A 14,706-nucleotide genomic window follows, 5' to 3' on the forward strand; every position below is an offset into this window, starting at 1 on the left:
GCGGCCCGTTAACCGGATTAAAGCGCCTCCGGCGCTGTATGATTCTGGCCGATGCGCTGCAGCGTCGCGGCGCGCGCTGCGTGTTTCACCTCTCCGACGCCGATGCCGCCCCGCTGGCGCGCAAACGCGGGTTTGATGTCGAACCCTGGCCCGACCCGCTGGCTGACCTGCCCGGCGCGCATCTGCTGCTCAGCGACAGCGTGTTGGTGGACTGGGACGCCTCCCGCGCTTGGGACGCTGCGCGCCATCCGCGCCGCGCCGCCATCGTCGATGATGGCGATACCCCGGTGGACGCCCACTTTCTGATCAATCCCAACATCTCTGGCGAAGAGGTGGACTACGCCGACTCCCTCTATTGCGAGTTGTTGGCGGGGCCGGACTATGCGCTGCTGGATCCGCGTCTGCCGCGCTATGGCAAAATTCTCAATCGCAAAAACGTGTTGGTGAATCTACGCGGCTGCGCGCCGGACCATCAGGCCGGGGAGCTGGTGGATGCGCTATTGCAGCAACTGCCGGATGTCCATGTGGATCTGCTCACCGAGGCGCTGTTCACCCGTGCGGGGTGGGCGCCCCACGTGGCCGAGCGCGGCAGCGATCGACGCCATGCGCACTATGGCGCGCACCCGCCGGATCTGATGCATCGCGCCTGCTGCTACATCGGCGCGGCGGACGATGCGGCGGTGGCGGCGGCGGCGGCGGGTATGAGTCTGCTGCTGTACGACCCCGCGCCCAAGCGGGCGCTGGCGGTGCGCGCGTTTGGTCAGTTCGGCGCGCGGATTCTCTCGCGCTGGGACCCCGACGCCATCGCCGAGATGATGGCGCAGGAGCGTCGCATGGGGCCGCCGTCGCGATTGGCCCAGCGTCTGGATGGGCGCGGCGCCGAGCGACTGGCGCGGCGTCTGCTCAGTGATCTCTAGGCGTCTGTTTGCCGCGCGTGGTCGCGCCGCTCACTCCGCTTCGGCGGGCGCAGCGTCGGCGGCGTCCTGAGCAGCGGCGGGATCGGCGACGTTCGGGGGGGCGATGGACTCAGCCTCCACATCGGCGTTGGCCTCAGCAGGCGCCGGATCGGCGGCGCCCTGCTCGGGATTGGGGTCGGCGACGCCCCGTTGGCGCAGCCAGGCGGGGTCGGCGTAGAGTTTATAGGCGGGGGTCTGCATCAGCAGGCGGTACTGGCTCAATTGATCGCGCAGGCGGGCCCAGGCGTGGGCGACCTCCGAATTGGGCGCCGGTTGCGGGGTTCCCGGCTCGAACTGCTTGGCGTCAATGATGATCAGCGGATAGTGGATTCCGCTCTTATACCCAAACCACTCATCGGCGATGAGTCGGCCTTCAAAGCCCAGCCCGTAGAAGAACGCCGCCGGACCCAACACCTTGTCCTGCGGCTGGAGCGGCAGCGCCAGGACGGAATCCACCACCGGTTTGTGCAGCAGCGCATGGCTGTCCATGGCCTCCGAAAGGCGCCAGCGCGCTTGCGAGGCTGCGCTCAACCCCAGCGGCGCGGCCAGAATCAGCAGCGCGATGAAGCGCCCGACGCGCTGGTTTTTCACCCGCCACGCGCCGCCCCACAACTGCAACGTTCCCCACGCGGCCAAGAGGATAATCCACGGCAGCACATAGAGCAGATAGAACGGATTGTGCGGATTGCTCATGGCGCCGATAATGAGCAGACTGACGCCGCCAAACAGAACCGGCGCGATCAGCGTGCGCCAGGCGCGCTGGCGCAGCGCCAACGCAAAAGCCGTGGCGCTGAGGGCCAGATAGCTGGCCAGGGCCAGGGTTTTGATCCAGGAGGCGGCGGTCACGGCGCCGGAGAGTCCATAGGCGAGGGCGAATTTGCCGAGGACGTTGGTGATCACTTTGACCAGGAAGTTGCCCTCGTTGGCCGTGTGGTGGCCCTGGTTGGTCATGAACTGACCGATGAAGTCCGCCGGACTTTGCAGAATGTAGCCCAACCACGCCAACGCGGGCAGCAGGTAGCCCAGCAGCGCCAGCGCCGCCAGTTTGAGCAGGCCGGGCAGGCGGAAATCGTCCTGCCGCCAGTGGGTGATCAACACCCAAGCCAGCGCGGAGAGCCCCGCCAGGGGATGCGTCAGACCGGCCAAACAGGTAAAAAGATGGGTGAAAAAGAGCTGTCGCGGGGCGCGGGTCTGGCCAAAGCGCAGCGCCGACCACAGCGCCGCCATGGCCAGCAGAAACGCCAGCGAGTCGGGACGGCCATAGGTGGTGTACTGAATAAACGGAATGTCCGCCGAGAGTACGCCGGTGGCCAGCAGCGCCAGTGTGGGCGCATTGGTCAATCGCCGAATGGCCAGGAAGAACAGTACGATGCCCAGGGCCCCGGTGAAGATGCTAAAGGCGCGCACGCTCACCATGTCGTTGCCGACAACGCCCATCCAGCCGCCCAGCGTCACCAGATAGCCGGGCATGATATGGTAGGCGTAGGCCTCCACATTGGGCAGCGTGGGGATGCTCCAGTAGCGGCTGCCCAGGTCGCCGTGGATGGCCAGACTGTTGGCGTGGGCCGACAGCGTCACCTCGTCGAACCATGGCGTCTGTTTGTTGATGATGGCCCAACCGTGGGCGATGTAGATCACCAGAATCACCGCCAGCACGAGCAGTTGGCGTAGCGGCGAGGCGGCGGGCGCGTCTTGCGACATGACGAAAGGGCTCCGGGTGCGCGGACGCCGGGAGTGACGACCGAGCGTCACACTATCGGATTGAACGACAACGTGGCAAGTCCTGGCGGCGCGGGATTTGGACGGCGTGGAGAGGGAGCGCGGAGCCGGTGAAAGTGGTGTTGAGCGTGGATGTGGAGAGCTGGCCGCTGGATTGGCGCGCCGACGCTGCCCAGTGGTTGCAGGATGTGGAGCGCTGCGTATGGGGTCGCGGGGTTTCCGGCGAGCCGGTGGGGTTGGGCTTCCAATTGGCGCGCTTGGCCCACTATGGCCTGACGGCGGTGTTCTTTGTGGAGCCGCTGTTTGCCGAGCGCGTGGGTCTGGATGCGCTGAGGCGCATCGTCGATGCGATTCAGGCGGGCGGACACGAGGTGCAACTGCATCCGCATACCGAATGGTTGGAGCCGGTGCGCCAGGCGCGTCTGGCGCAGCCGGGCGAATTTGTGCGCGGCTGCCGTCTGCACCACTTCTCTGCCACTGAGCAGGGGGAGATTCTCGATCGCGGCTTGGCGCTGCTGCGCGACGCCGGGGCGGCCCCGGTAACGGCGTTTCGCGCCGGTAGTTTTGGCGCCGACGATCATACGCTGACGCTACTGGCCGCGCGCGGGGTGGGCGTGGACAGCAGTTTGGATCAAGCCTATCTGGGGCGCGATTGCGTCGTCAGCGCGCCGCCCGACGCCCGCGCGCCCTTCGTTCACCCCAGTGGCGTGATCGAAGCGCCGGTCAATGGCTTTGAAGACCGGCCCGGCCATTGGCGTCATCTGCAACTGACCGCCTGTAGCGCGGGCGAGATGACGGCGATGCTGGATCAGGCGCAGCGCAGCGGCTGGCGTTGGGTGATGACGCTGTCGCACAGTTTTGAGTTGATGAACGGGATGCGCACGCGGGTCGATCCGCTCATGTTGCGGCGTTTTGACCAGGTGTGCGCATTCCTGGCGCGCCATCGCGAGCGGATGCACACCGTGGGCTTTGCCCAGTTGCAGACCGAGGATTGGGCGCATCAGCCGCCGCCGCTGCGTTCGCACCGGGGGCGCACCGCGTGGCGCATGGTGGAGCAGGCCGCGCGGCGTCTGTGGAGAGGGTGAACATGAGCGGGCAGAGTCGGTTGAACTACTATGTGGGTGAGTGGCGCATCGCCTCGCTGATGCTGGAGGCGACCCCGCGCGGCTATACTCTGGCCGAGTTGCTGGCCGAGACCGCACCCGCCGAGCCGTGGCCCCAGGCGGGCGAGCCCGGGGTGCTGGCGCGCAGCTTCCCTTTCGACGACGACGGCGCGGCGGCGCTGCAGGTGAACAGCCGCGGCTTGCGCTACATCGCCGATCGTTACAATCGTTATTTTGCGCGCCTGGAAAGCGATTTCGACAGCTATTGGCGGAGCTTCTCCAGTCGCACTCGCAATAGCATCAAGCGGCGTCTGAAACGCTTCGACTCCCACTGCGCAGGCGCAGCGCACTTCAAGGTCTATCGCGGCGTGGGCGAGATGTCGCTGTTCCACGCCATGGCGTTGCGTCTGTCAGAACGCACCTATCAGGGACGCCTGCTGGATGCCGGCCTGCCCGATAGCCCAGCGTTTCTGCACGAAATGAACGCCCTGGCCGCCGCCGACAGCGTACGCGGTTTTCTGCTGTTCCATGGCAATACGCCGGTGGCCTATCTCTACGCGCCCATTCGCGATGAAGCCATGATTTACGGCTATCTGGGCTATGATCCCGACTATGCCGACTTCTCCGTGGGTCATGTGTTGCAGCACCATGTGATGCGTTATCTGTTCGACAACCCCGGGCTGGCGCGCTGGTTCGATTTCACCGAAGGAGAGGGGGCCCACAAACGCCTGTGGTCCACCGACGCCATCCCCTGCGCCACCATTTTTTATCTCAGTTACACTCCCCGCCACCTGCTGGGCGCCGCTTCCCACGCCGCGCTCAACTATTCCACTTCACTGCTCTCGGACACCTTGGCCCGCCATGATGTGAAGGCGCAGGTGAAGCGATGGGCGCGCAATATTCTGTTAACAAAACGGTCAAAATCGTGATTCACCACGGGAAATCCCGCCATTAACCACACCTATTCGCTGTTTATTTAATCGACGTAAGAAAGAATTATTTGCATTACAACATGTTGCGTGTGCAATTGTTTGTGACGAAAATTCACATTCTGTGAAACTTGTGTAAAAAAGTGCTATTCAACAGGCAGTTATGTTTGTTAAAGTTTGTGACGCTTCTGCGGTTGGGGGATCGTAGCGGCGAAAAAAACACGCTTCGGCGCATAATTGGGATATTTACAGAATGTTTGATCAGTGCCTCTATTTTAACGTGAACGCCTTATCACGCAGCATCAACCGCATCTGGGATCGAGAATATCAGGACGCCGTGCAACTGTCGGCGGCGCATGCGTATTTGATCTGGGTGGTGCTGGGCGAACCGGGCATGCCGCAACGTCGCATCGCGCAGCAGTTGGGGCTGGCGCGCTCGACGGTGACGCGGTTTGTGGATGCGTTGGTAAAGAAGGGTTTGGTGCGCCGCCAACAGGCCGAACACGATGGCCGAGAACAGTTGGTGTTTCCTACCGCGCAAGCGGAAGCGATTCGCGCGCCGCTGGAGGATCTGCACCACAAGCTCAGCGAGCGCGTCAGTGATATTCTGGGCAGCGATGCGGTGGCCAACTCGGTCACCCAACTGCGACAGACGCGGGCAAAGCTGGAGTCCAGCCAGACGGCTTAAGGGCGCTCGGGAGCTATTCTTGAGCGCCTTTTTGTTGGCGCTGTGGGAGGAGTTCCTCGGGGTTTTGCACGCGCAGAAAATCACACTGCAGCAGGCTGACGTCGCCCGCATGACGCCACCACGGCGCCTGCATGGGCGCAAACTCCAAATGTCGCAGAATCTTCTGCGCCGGTTCGTTGCGCCCTGTGGGGGTGAAGCGCGTCCACAGCTCCGCTTTGGGCGCGGGGGCGCGTAGGAAGTGGAAGAAGCCCGCTTCGATGAACTTGCCCTGCACCCGGCACGAGAGCATGAACTCCTCAATGGCGATGCGCTCGGGGCTGCGCCGCACCAAGCTGAATCCCACCAGGCCGTAGCCGCCAAAGCGATCCGCCACCCGCAGGGTCCACTTCTCCAGAGCCTCATCCGCCAGCAGCGCCGTTAGCGCTTCGGGGCCATACTTGGCGCCGGAGAAGTTGAGCTGGTTGGTGCGCTGCATCAACTCGCCCACGCGCTGGCGATCCGCCTCAGCGTAGGGGGCGATGGTCAGGGTGATGTCGCACGCCGCCAAAAACGCGGTGTAGTCGGCGCCAAAGGCGCTCTGCGCCGCCTCTCGCTCAAACGCCTGTTGATACAGCGCGCGGCGCATGCTCGACTCCGCCGAGCCGCCGCCCTGCAGACGCGGATGGTCGGCCAGCCCGTGTAGCTCATGGGCGTCAATCACCAGCACTTCCGGAATCGTTTCGCTCACCTCCAGACGCTCAAACGGCGAGTCGTCGATGAAGGCGAAGGTGTTGACGTGGATGTTCAAGCGCTGGGCGATGTGGCGGATGGCGCTGGACTTTGGCCCCCACTGGATCTGCGGGGCGAGGAAGTACTCCGCCACGCCCAAGCGTTGCAGCACCGGCCAGGCGTGGTCGTGGCTGTTCTTGCTGGCGATGGATTGCAGAATGCCGCGCTGGTCGAACAGCTGGATCAGCGCCAGCGTCTCGGGACGGATGGCGTCCGGCTCCTCCTCCACCAGGGTCCCGTCCCACAGGGTGTTGTCCAGATCCCACACCACGCATTTGATCTCCGGCGCCGCGCCGGAGGTTGTTGCGTTGTCCGCCGGGGCTGGGGCGAAGCGGACGAAATCCAGCCGCCGCCAATAGAGGGTGTGGCCGGTGGCGTCGGCGTCAGGGGTGAGAGCGACGTCAAACGGCAGGCCCGATTCCAGAATGTCCAGAAACAGCCGCGCCTCCAGCACAAAGCGGTTGAAGCCCGGTTGCAGCGGCATGGCCACGGCGAATGGCGTGGGCAGCGACTGCTGACGCTGCGCTGGGGTCAGGCTGTTGGCCGAGACGCTCATGCCCAGGGTGAAGCCCAAGGCGCGATCGGTGGGATTCTCCACCTCGATAAGAAAGGCGTCGGGTTGCGGTCCGTGACGGTGGGCGTGGCGCCAGCGGTTGAACTTCTCCAATAGCGCGTAGGCCAGACCGTGGAAACGCGCCTGGCCGGTCAGGCGCGCCAGCAGATGGCCGAGGCCGGTGAGCGGCGCAATGGCGCGGTTGAGCCAGCGCTCCATCCAGGCGATGCGGGCGATGGGTTGCAGATGGGTGTTGCCGCGCGCCTCCAATCGGCCCCAGCGTTTAAAGCGCGCCGCCGCGCCGTCGCGTGCGGCGCCTGGGTTGAGTTCAAACGCGGCGAAGCCCCCCTCCAGCAGGCGGCAGCGCCCATCGGCGCGGGGCTCATACAGGTCGCAACTGGCGTAGCAGGCGGGCGCGGCGCACTCCTGGCAGTGCTCATCCCACACCATCAGGCTGGCCGCCGCCACCTGTGGACCCACACGGGCGGCGTCCTGCGCATGGGGCGCAGGCGTCAGATGGGGCGGGGAGAAGCGGGCCTGGGCGTCGGCTCCAGCGTGACGGGCGAACATGGCGCGGGCATGATCCTGGTTGGCGTCAGAAGAAGAACCCATTTAGGATAGCGGGAGCAGCGCCACAACCCAAGCTTAAGAAGGACATCTCATGGAGATCCTGTTGCTGTGCGATAACTTGATGACCAACATGCCGCTGCGTTCGGCGTGGGAGAAGGCGGGCCATCGGGTCTGCGCCAAGCCGGAGGCCGCCTCTGCGCCGGAGATTGTGGTGGTGGACCTGCGTGAGAAGGGCGGTCAGATCGCCGCGCTGCGGGCGCAGTACCCGGCGGCCAAGATTATCGCCTTTGGCCCCCACGTGGATGGCGATGGTCTCAAGCAGGCCAAGGCCGAGGGCGCGGATATGGCGGTGGCGCGCAGCGCGGTGGTGGAAAAAGTGTTGGGAGCGGCCGCATGAGCGCCGCCCGCAGCTTCAAACGGGGCGCGTTGGCGGCGCTGGGGAGTCTGTGCATCAGTGCGACCGCTTGGGCAGACGCCGCGCCGCCGCCCATCTCCAAAGTGGCGCTGTTCACCAGCGGGGTGGGTTACTTCGAGCGTGAAGGGGAGATCCCCGCCGGGCAGCCCATCGCCCTGAAGTTCCAGCGCGACCAGATCAACGACGTGCTCAAATCCCTGCTGCTGCAGAGTCTTGATGGCGGCCCGGTGGGGGCGGTGAGCTATCCGGCCAAGGAGCCGTTGGCGCGGCGTCTGGAGGCGCTGCCCATCAATCCCCAGGAGTTGACCGGGTTGGCCGATCTGCTCAACCAACTGCGCGGCGCCCCGGTGCGGGTGACCTATGGCCCCGAGAGCGTGAGCGGTCGGCTGCTGGGGGTGGATAAGCGTCCCCTGCCTGGTCCGGGCGATACGCAGACGGTGGAGGATTGGAGCGTCAATCTATCGGTCTCCGGCGCGTTGCGCGCGGTGCCGCTGCTGGATGTGCGCGAGATCCGTCTGGAGGACGCCGCCCTGCGTGATCAGTTGACCCGCGGTTTGGCGCTGCTGGATGACGCCCGCGCGCGCAAAACCCACACCTTGACCCTGCGCTTTCCCGGCAACGGGACGCGGCGCGCGCGCATCGGTTATGTGACCGAGGCGCCGATCTGGAAGACCAGCTACCGGCTGGTGGCGAGGGAGGATGGACAGGCCTATCTGCAAGGGTGGGCCATGGTGGAGAACCCCAGCGACAGCGACTGGCGCGACGTCTCCCTTTCGCTGGTGAGTGGACGCCCCATCTCCTTTATTCAGGATCTCTACACTCCGCAATACGCCCAGCGTCCGCGCATTGACGCGCCCAAACCGCCGCCGCCGCCCCTGCGCATGATGGCCAAAAACGCCAAGCCCATGCGGGCGCGCAATTTTGCTCCGCAGATGGAGATGATGGCCGATGAGGCCATGGCGGGCGCCCCCGCCATCGACGCAGCGGTGGCGGACATTACGCCGGTGGCGCAGGCGTTGCGCGCGGGCCCCGCTTATCGCTTTGACGTGGCGCATGTGGAGCTGATGCGCGGTCAGGCGGCCATGCTGCCCATCATCGGACAGGAGATCCCCGCCGAGGCGGTGAGCGTGATTCGTCGCGATGAGCGGCGCGACCACCCCTGGCTGGGGCTGCGCTTGAAGAATAGCTTTGGGACCCATCTGCCCGCCGGGCCGGTCACCGTCTGGCGCGCCGGGCTCTATGCGGGCGATGCGCAGTTGCCGGATCTGATTCCCGGCGGCGAGCAGTTGCTCACCCACGGTCTGGATATGAAAGTCACGCTACAGCCGCCCAAGAGCAGCGGCGAGCGGCGCATCACTGGCGGGCGCATCGTCGATGGCGCGCTGTGGATTCGCCACAAGCGTCAGCGCAGCGAGAGCTATACGGCGCGCAATGACGACGATCGTGAGCGTCTGCTGGTCATTGAGCGCACGTTGCGCCCGGGCTGGCGCATTGCCCACAGCAGCAGCGCCCCCACCACGCTGGATGATGGCGCCTTGGCCTTCTCCTGGCCGTTGGCGGCGGGGAGCAGCGGACGCTTTGAGGTGGTGGAGGAGCGTGACGAGAGCGAACGCTTTGCTCTACTCAATGGCGCGCCCTCCCGTCTGCTGGCGTGGGCTACCGACGGCGCCTTCTCCGAGACGTTGCGCGCGGCGCTGCGTCGCGCCGCCCAGCTCAAGGGGGAGGAGGCGCGCCTGGAGCAGGCGATGCAGGAGTCGCGCGATCGCGCCGAAGAGCATCGGCAGGATCAGGCGCGGGTGCGCGAGAATCTGCAGGCCGCGCCGCGTCAAAGCCGCTTCTACGAGCGCACATTGCAGAAGTTGGACGATCTGGAGACCCGCATTGAGCAGGAGAGTCAGGCGCAGCAGAAGCTGGCCGGTGAGCAGCAGGCCGCCCGCGACAAGCTGGCCACCTATATTCGCGAACTGGATATCCCGGGGTGATTGCTCCAAGCAGCGGGCATTATATCGTCACGGGAAGCCAAAATCGGACATTGTATTATCGAGGAAATGGGAGATATCGAGGGCTGCGCCCTCGAGCTCCCCAACTTCCACACCGTGTGGCGCCGCCCCACACCCCGCTGGGGGCGCGGCCCCCAGACCCCGCCGCCGACTGGTCGGCGGCCAATAGTCAGCGCAAGCCGGGCCAGCGTCACGCAAACATTAGTCCCGCCTGCGCCTTTTGATTTCGCACGACTATTAAGCTCATGAAAGAGACATCCATCATGCAAACCGTGACTTCTGAGGCGGCGAAACCCGCGTCCAAACTGCTCTATATCGGCGGCATTCTGGGGCTGCCGCTGGTGGGGATGATCGCCTTTGCGCTGCAGGCGGTGAGCGCCATTGAGAGCAATCCGCAACCGTTCCTGGATCTGCAGGATCAGATCCAAACCCTCGCCTTTGGCGGATCGCAGATCAATCCGGAGATGCTCGAATCGCTGTTCGATCCGCTCATCGAGCAGATGAAGCCCGGTCTGGCGCTGATGGCGTTGAGCTGGCTGGCGGTGATTGGATTGTTCATCAAATTGGTGCAGGCGAGCTGGGCGGCGCTGCGTGAAGCGGGGGACGCCGAAGCGCCGTCGCCGTGGGGCATGGCGCTGCTGTTGTTGATTCCGGTGTTCAACTTCTACTGGACGTTTCGCGCCGGATTGGGCTGGGTGCGGCGCTACAACCAACTGCTGGATGCGCGGGGCTGGAGTCGGCCCCGCTTCTCCGAATCATTGATGCAGGGCGCCTGCGTGACCTGGATTTTGACCATTCTGCCCACCGTCGGCGTGCTGTTCGCGCTGGTCAACTCGGTGCTGGTGTTCATGCTGCTGGGGCGGGTGATCGACGAGATCAACTGGCTGGCGGAGCAATCTGGCGCGACTCAGGCGGCGTGATGGTGTGTGGCGCGCGCAGGCGAAGAGGATCCCCTGCGCGCGCCGACATGATTAGAAACGATAGGGTTGCAGGTTGCGCCACTCCAAAAAGCGCTTGAGCCAGTGCAGTGGACGTCCGCCCGGGGCCATCCAGGTGCGCCCGGGGGTGCGCCGCACCAGCGAACCGCTCTCCAGGGTGTCGACGATGCAGATCAACTCATTCTTGAATTGAGCGGTAGGCTCGTGGCCCTTGAGTTCGGCCAGCAGATTGACCGCCGCCGCTTCGGCTTGCAGACCCGCCTGATAACCCTGTTTGGCGCGCCAATCGGGGCCAGGCAGGGAGCCGGCGTCGCCCGCCACGTAGACCCGCTCCACCCCCTCCACGCGGCATCCCGCGTCGCCGATGATGAAGCCCCCCGCCGACAGCGGCAGGCCGGTGTTCTTGAACCACGCCTGACCGCACGCGCCGGGGGTGAAGAGGATCATGTCCGCCTCCACCTCGCCGCCTTCGGTCTTCACGCAATTGGGCGTGAAGCCTTTGATCTTGTGGCCCAGATGCTTTCTGATCCCGCGCTGGTCCATGCCCGCCAACAGCCCGGTGACCGCCTTTTCGCCCAACCGTTGCCCCGGTTTGGGCATGGGCGAGAAGAAGGTGAGTTCAAAATCCTTCAGCCGCTTCTGGCGGCGCAGCAGGGTGTGGGTCCCGAACAGGAATTCGAACATGGGGCCGCCGCGCACCGCAGTGGGCTCGTTGGGGTTGCCGGCAAAGCCAAACGCCAGCTTGCCGCCGCCCATCTTCTCCAGACGGCGAGCGAAGGTTTGGGTGGGATTGAGGCCCGCGCAGGGGTTGAGGGTGTGTTCAATGCCCGGCGCCTTGGCCATGTAAGCGGCCCCGCTGGCGATGATCAGGCCGTCGTTGCGGATGCGTTGGCCGTCTGTGGTCACCACCACGCGGCCGCCCTCTTCCAGGGTCTGGGCGCTGGCCTGCACATACTGGATGGAGAGGGACTCGCGCCAGTCGTCCAACGGCAGGTTGATCTCGTCGGCGCTGCGCATGCCCGAGGGGATCCAGATCAAGCTGGGCAGATGCAGAAAGTTGCGCTTGGGGGCGATCATGGTGATCTCCAAGCGGCAGTTGGCGGATTTTTGACGCAGGGCGGTGATGGCGGCCAGGGCGGCAAAGCCGCTGCCGATGACGGTGACCTGATAATGGCGCATGGGATAACCTCAGTTGGAAAAACAGATAGTGCGCATCACAACAGCGCGCGCCAATGAGTGCTCACGGCGCGCGCAGAAAAGGGCGACAAGTGCGGATGGCTGTGGGGTTTATTGATACATCTCCGGCTTGTCCATGTGTTTTTTGGGATCCACGCCCCACTTGCGCGGCGGCTCCACTCCCACCACCTTCCAAGCCTCGGCGTCCTTCTTCTGCAGCAGGTCCACGCGGGTGGGCTTGAGCTTCTTCTTGGCTTTGGAGTCGATCAGCGCTTTGATCACCGGGTGCAGCAGGCTGCCCTGGTTGGACTGCACCACCACCCCCAGGATGCCGTTGTTGAGTCGCACCAGGGTGCCCATGGGGTAGATCCCCACGCATTGCACGAACTTCTGGAACAGCTCCCCGTTGAAGTGGAATTTGCTCCACTCCATCATACGCTTGAGCGCCTGGTGGGGGTCGTTGCCCTTGTGGTAGCAGCGGTCCGAGGTGATGGCGTCATAGACGTCGACGATAGCGGCCATCTGTCCGAACTGGCCGATCTCTTCGCCCTTGAGGCCATGAGGATAGCCGGAACCGTCCCAACGTTCGTGGTGGCGTCCGGCGATGTGCATGCTGATCTCATGGATGCCCGGGGTGTCGCCGAGGATCTTGGCCGACCACACCACATGGTCCTTCATGATCTGGAACTCGTCGTCGGTGAGTTTGCCCGGCTTGTTGAGCACCTCTTGCGGGGTCTTCATCTTGCCGATGTCGTGCAGCATGGAGCCCACGCCCACATGCACGATCTCCTCGGGAGAGAGCTCCATGGATTGCGCAAAGGCGACCAGGAACACGCCCACGTTGACCGAGTGCATGAAGGTGTATTCATCTTTGGATTTGATCAGCGACAGGGAGAGCATGGCGTCCTTGTTGGTGAACATGGACTCCACCATCTCCTTCATCATCTCCTTGACCGGTCCCACCGTGATGGTTTTGCCCAGGCGCACGTCGTCGAGGAGATTGCCCACTAGTTTTCGCGCTTTGGTCTTGACCTCGGCGGCGTGCTCCATCTCCTCTTCCATGGGGCGCTCTTGCACGTCGGGCTGGAACGGTTGGACGAAATCGTCATCGTCGTCGCCCAACTCCATCATCTGTTGCGCCAACTCCGCCTCGATCTCCTCGCGGGAGAGCCCGCCCTCCACATCGGCGCCGCGGTCGGTGTCGATATAGAGTTCGCGAATTTCGCCGTGGGCCAGCACGGCGCGCACGTCGGCATCGCTGGCCATCATTTTGGGACCGTCCAGACCATCGGGGGCCACGCCGCGGCTCTCGTCCCATTGATTATTGAAATCGTGGACGAACATGCCCGGCTCAAGGCTCTCAACCGGAATTTTTTTGATCATGACGCGCAGCCTTCAGCGTTGAGCGAATAATAGAAGTGGCCATCGGCAATGATGGATGCCGCTTTGTCGGAGAAAATCGCCTCCAAAAGCGACTGTAACACAGGGACAGCATAATGTGGCGCGAGGTTCCCGATAGGGACGCCCACAGCCTTTCCATTTTGGCGAGGCGTCGTCTCCTCGTCAACCATCCTATCGGGTTTTGCCCCAGATGGTCGGGATCGTGCGCAAAGCTTGCCGTACAGGTGGGAAAAACTGTGGGCAAGATCGGAAAATTTGTCCGAATAGATTCGGTAAGATTGCGCCATCTTACTGTTTTTTCACAACATGCAACTTATGCATGCATTTTGCATCAAAAAATGGGCGCGCAGGCTGGCCAGGTGGGATTTGCCCCTTGCCCAGCGCGCGCGCGCGTCCTATATATTCATCCCAAACGGCGTCGCCACAGGGCGCCGAAAGCAAGACCGGTTCAATCCGGCCAGAGGGAGCACACACCATGAGCGAAGAGAAGAAACTGGGTTCGGCCAATCTGCGCTGCCCCATTTGCGGGGGTCGCCCCGCGCACATCTACGTTTGCAGCCACTGCGGCGAAGTGCGCTGCGGACAGACCAACTGCACCGGCAGCGAAGGCGGCGACGCCGGTTGGGCCAGCTCCGGCACCCAGTGTCGTCACTGCGGCGACGGGCGCTATCGCATCCTCAATTTCCACAGCCAGGAGTTCGCCGACTTTCAGCGCGAATACGCCCTGCGCATGCGTCAGGATGAGTCCTCCTGGCTCAAGCGTCTGCGCGGCGAGGCGCTGGGATTGGGCAAAAAAGGCGGCTCCACCTCCTTCAGCCTCTAAGAATCTCTAGCAACATGAAGGCGTCGCGACGGCCCAGCGGTGCGTGGGTCGCGCCAGCAGCGCGTTATTTTTAGAGGCTCTAAATCGCCATCAGATCGACCCGTACGCCCTGCGCCGGGTTGGATCTGAGCGCGCGCTTTACTGATTCTCCATTGCGGTCGCTTCCATTTCCGCCTTGACTGACTCCTTGAACTCGGTGCGTTCGCCCGGCTGCAGATAGGGGCGGCGGATGTTGTCTTTATAGAAGTGGTTCTCCACCGGTTTGCCCTCTTTGTTGAAGGCGGTCTGGCCGCCATGACGGCGTCCGTTGACGTAGGTGGTCTCCTCGCGAACCTTGCTGCGCGCGTCAAACACCCGCACTTGGCCGTTTATCTTGCCAAATGCGTATTTGACCTCTTTGCGGCCGCCGTTGTGGAAGTAGGTCACCCAGGTGCCGTCGGGTTTGCCATTGGCGAAGAACGCTTCCTTGTAGATCTTCTTGTCGTCATCCTCGTCGCGGGTGGGGAAGTAGGCCACCGCCGGACCGGAGTAGGGGGAGGATTCGCCCTTCTTGTAGTAGAGCCCGCCGCGGATCTCCAATTCGTGCATCTCGGTGGGGCCGCAGCCCGCCAGCAGCAGTGCGGCGATGAGTCCCAGCAGGCGGGCGCGGGTCAGTGGCGTCTTCATG

Annotated in this window: 13 protein-coding genes; 8 read left to right on the top strand and 5 right to left on the bottom strand. The window is 63.9% G+C overall.

Translation table 11 applies throughout. The features are described 5' to 3' along the window. Positions 1-38 precede the first annotated feature (38 nt). Positions 39-917, top strand: coding sequence for a hypothetical protein (locus MAIT1_RS13220; protein WP_085443310.1), 879 nt, complete (start codon positions 39-41; stop codon positions 915-917). Between the two features lie 30 nt (positions 918-947). Here MAIT1_RS13220 and MAIT1_RS13225 read toward each other — a convergent pair whose 3' ends face one another. Then, entirely contained in the window at positions 948-2,657 is a 1,710-nt protein-coding gene (locus MAIT1_RS13225) for a glycosyltransferase family 39 protein (RefSeq protein ID WP_085443330.1), read from the bottom strand. Positions 2,658-2,785: 128 nt separating this feature from the next. Between MAIT1_RS13225 and MAIT1_RS13230 the strand changes: the two genes are divergently transcribed. The 3 genes from MAIT1_RS13230 to MAIT1_RS13240 all read left to right on the top strand — a co-directional run bounded on the left by MAIT1_RS13230 (position 2,786) and on the right by MAIT1_RS13240 (position 5,395). After that, entirely contained in the window at positions 2,786-3,760 is a 975-nt protein-coding gene (locus MAIT1_RS13230) for a polysaccharide deacetylase family protein (RefSeq protein WP_085443355.1), read from the top strand. A 2-nt stretch (positions 3,761-3,762) separates the two neighbouring features. Further along, on the top strand, positions 3,763-4,707 hold the full coding sequence (locus MAIT1_RS13235; RefSeq protein ID WP_085443402.1) for a GNAT family N-acetyltransferase: 945 nt from the start codon (positions 3,763-3,765) through the stop codon (positions 4,705-4,707). Positions 4,708-4,960: 253 nt separating this feature from the next. Beyond that, on the top strand, positions 4,961-5,395 hold the full coding sequence (locus MAIT1_RS13240; RefSeq protein ID WP_085443403.1) for a MarR family winged helix-turn-helix transcriptional regulator: 435 nt from the start codon (positions 4,961-4,963) through the stop codon (positions 5,393-5,395). Positions 5,396-5,408: 13 nt separating this feature from the next. On the opposite strand, the gene MAIT1_RS13245 is transcribed toward MAIT1_RS13240, so the two are convergent. Next, a complete protein-coding gene (locus MAIT1_RS13245; RefSeq protein WP_085443404.1) occupies positions 5,409-7,328 on the bottom strand; it encodes an HAD-IIIC family phosphatase in 1,920 nt (639 codons plus the stop codon). A gap of 49 nt (positions 7,329-7,377) precedes the next feature. Between MAIT1_RS13245 and MAIT1_RS13250 the strand changes: the two genes are divergently transcribed. The 3 genes from MAIT1_RS13250 (at position 7,378) to MAIT1_RS13260 (ending at position 10,621) form a co-directional block, all read left to right on the top strand. Then, positions 7,378-7,683, top strand: a complete 306-nt coding sequence (locus MAIT1_RS13250) for a hypothetical protein (RefSeq protein WP_085443405.1) — start codon at positions 7,378-7,380, stop codon at positions 7,681-7,683. Continuing rightward, positions 7,680-9,683, top strand: coding sequence for a hypothetical protein (locus tag MAIT1_RS13255; RefSeq protein WP_085443406.1), 2,004 nt, complete (start codon positions 7,680-7,682; stop codon positions 9,681-9,683). Before MAIT1_RS13250 ends, MAIT1_RS13255 begins: the two co-directional genes overlap by 4 nt. A 281-nt stretch (positions 9,684-9,964) precedes the next feature. Continuing rightward, complete coding sequence (locus tag MAIT1_RS13260; protein WP_143814834.1) at positions 9,965-10,621, top strand: hypothetical protein; 657 nt, start codon at positions 9,965-9,967, stop codon at positions 10,619-10,621. 51 nt (positions 10,622-10,672) lie between these two features. Here the strand turns inward: MAIT1_RS13260 and MAIT1_RS13265 are convergent, their stop codons facing one another. Both MAIT1_RS13265 and MAIT1_RS13270 read right to left on the bottom strand, forming a co-directional pair. Then, entirely contained in the window at positions 10,673-11,818 is a 1,146-nt protein-coding gene (locus MAIT1_RS13265; RefSeq protein ID WP_085443408.1) for an NAD(P)/FAD-dependent oxidoreductase, read from the bottom strand. Between the two features lie 108 nt (positions 11,819-11,926). Next, positions 11,927-13,198: a cyclic di-GMP phosphodiesterase gene (locus tag MAIT1_RS13270; protein WP_085443409.1), complete on the bottom strand. Its 1,272-nt coding sequence runs from the start codon at positions 13,196-13,198 to the stop codon at positions 11,927-11,929. 493 nt (positions 13,199-13,691) lie between these two features. Here MAIT1_RS13270 and MAIT1_RS13280 point away from each other — a divergent pair, with 493 nt between their 5' ends. Then, complete coding sequence (locus MAIT1_RS13280; RefSeq protein ID WP_198947892.1) at positions 13,692-14,039, top strand: hypothetical protein; 348 nt, start codon at positions 13,692-13,694, stop codon at positions 14,037-14,039. 138 nt (positions 14,040-14,177) lie between these two features. Here MAIT1_RS13280 and MAIT1_RS13285 read toward each other — a convergent pair whose 3' ends face one another. Then, on the bottom strand, positions 14,178-14,705 hold the full coding sequence (locus tag MAIT1_RS13285) for a toxin-antitoxin system YwqK family antitoxin (protein ID WP_085443411.1): 528 nt from the start codon (positions 14,703-14,705) through the stop codon (positions 14,178-14,180). Position 14,706 lies beyond the last annotated feature (1 nt).

The organism is Magnetofaba australis IT-1, from assembly GCF_002109495.1.
GTDB lineage: Bacteria > Pseudomonadota > Magnetococcia > Magnetococcales > Magnetococcaceae > Magnetofaba > Magnetofaba australis.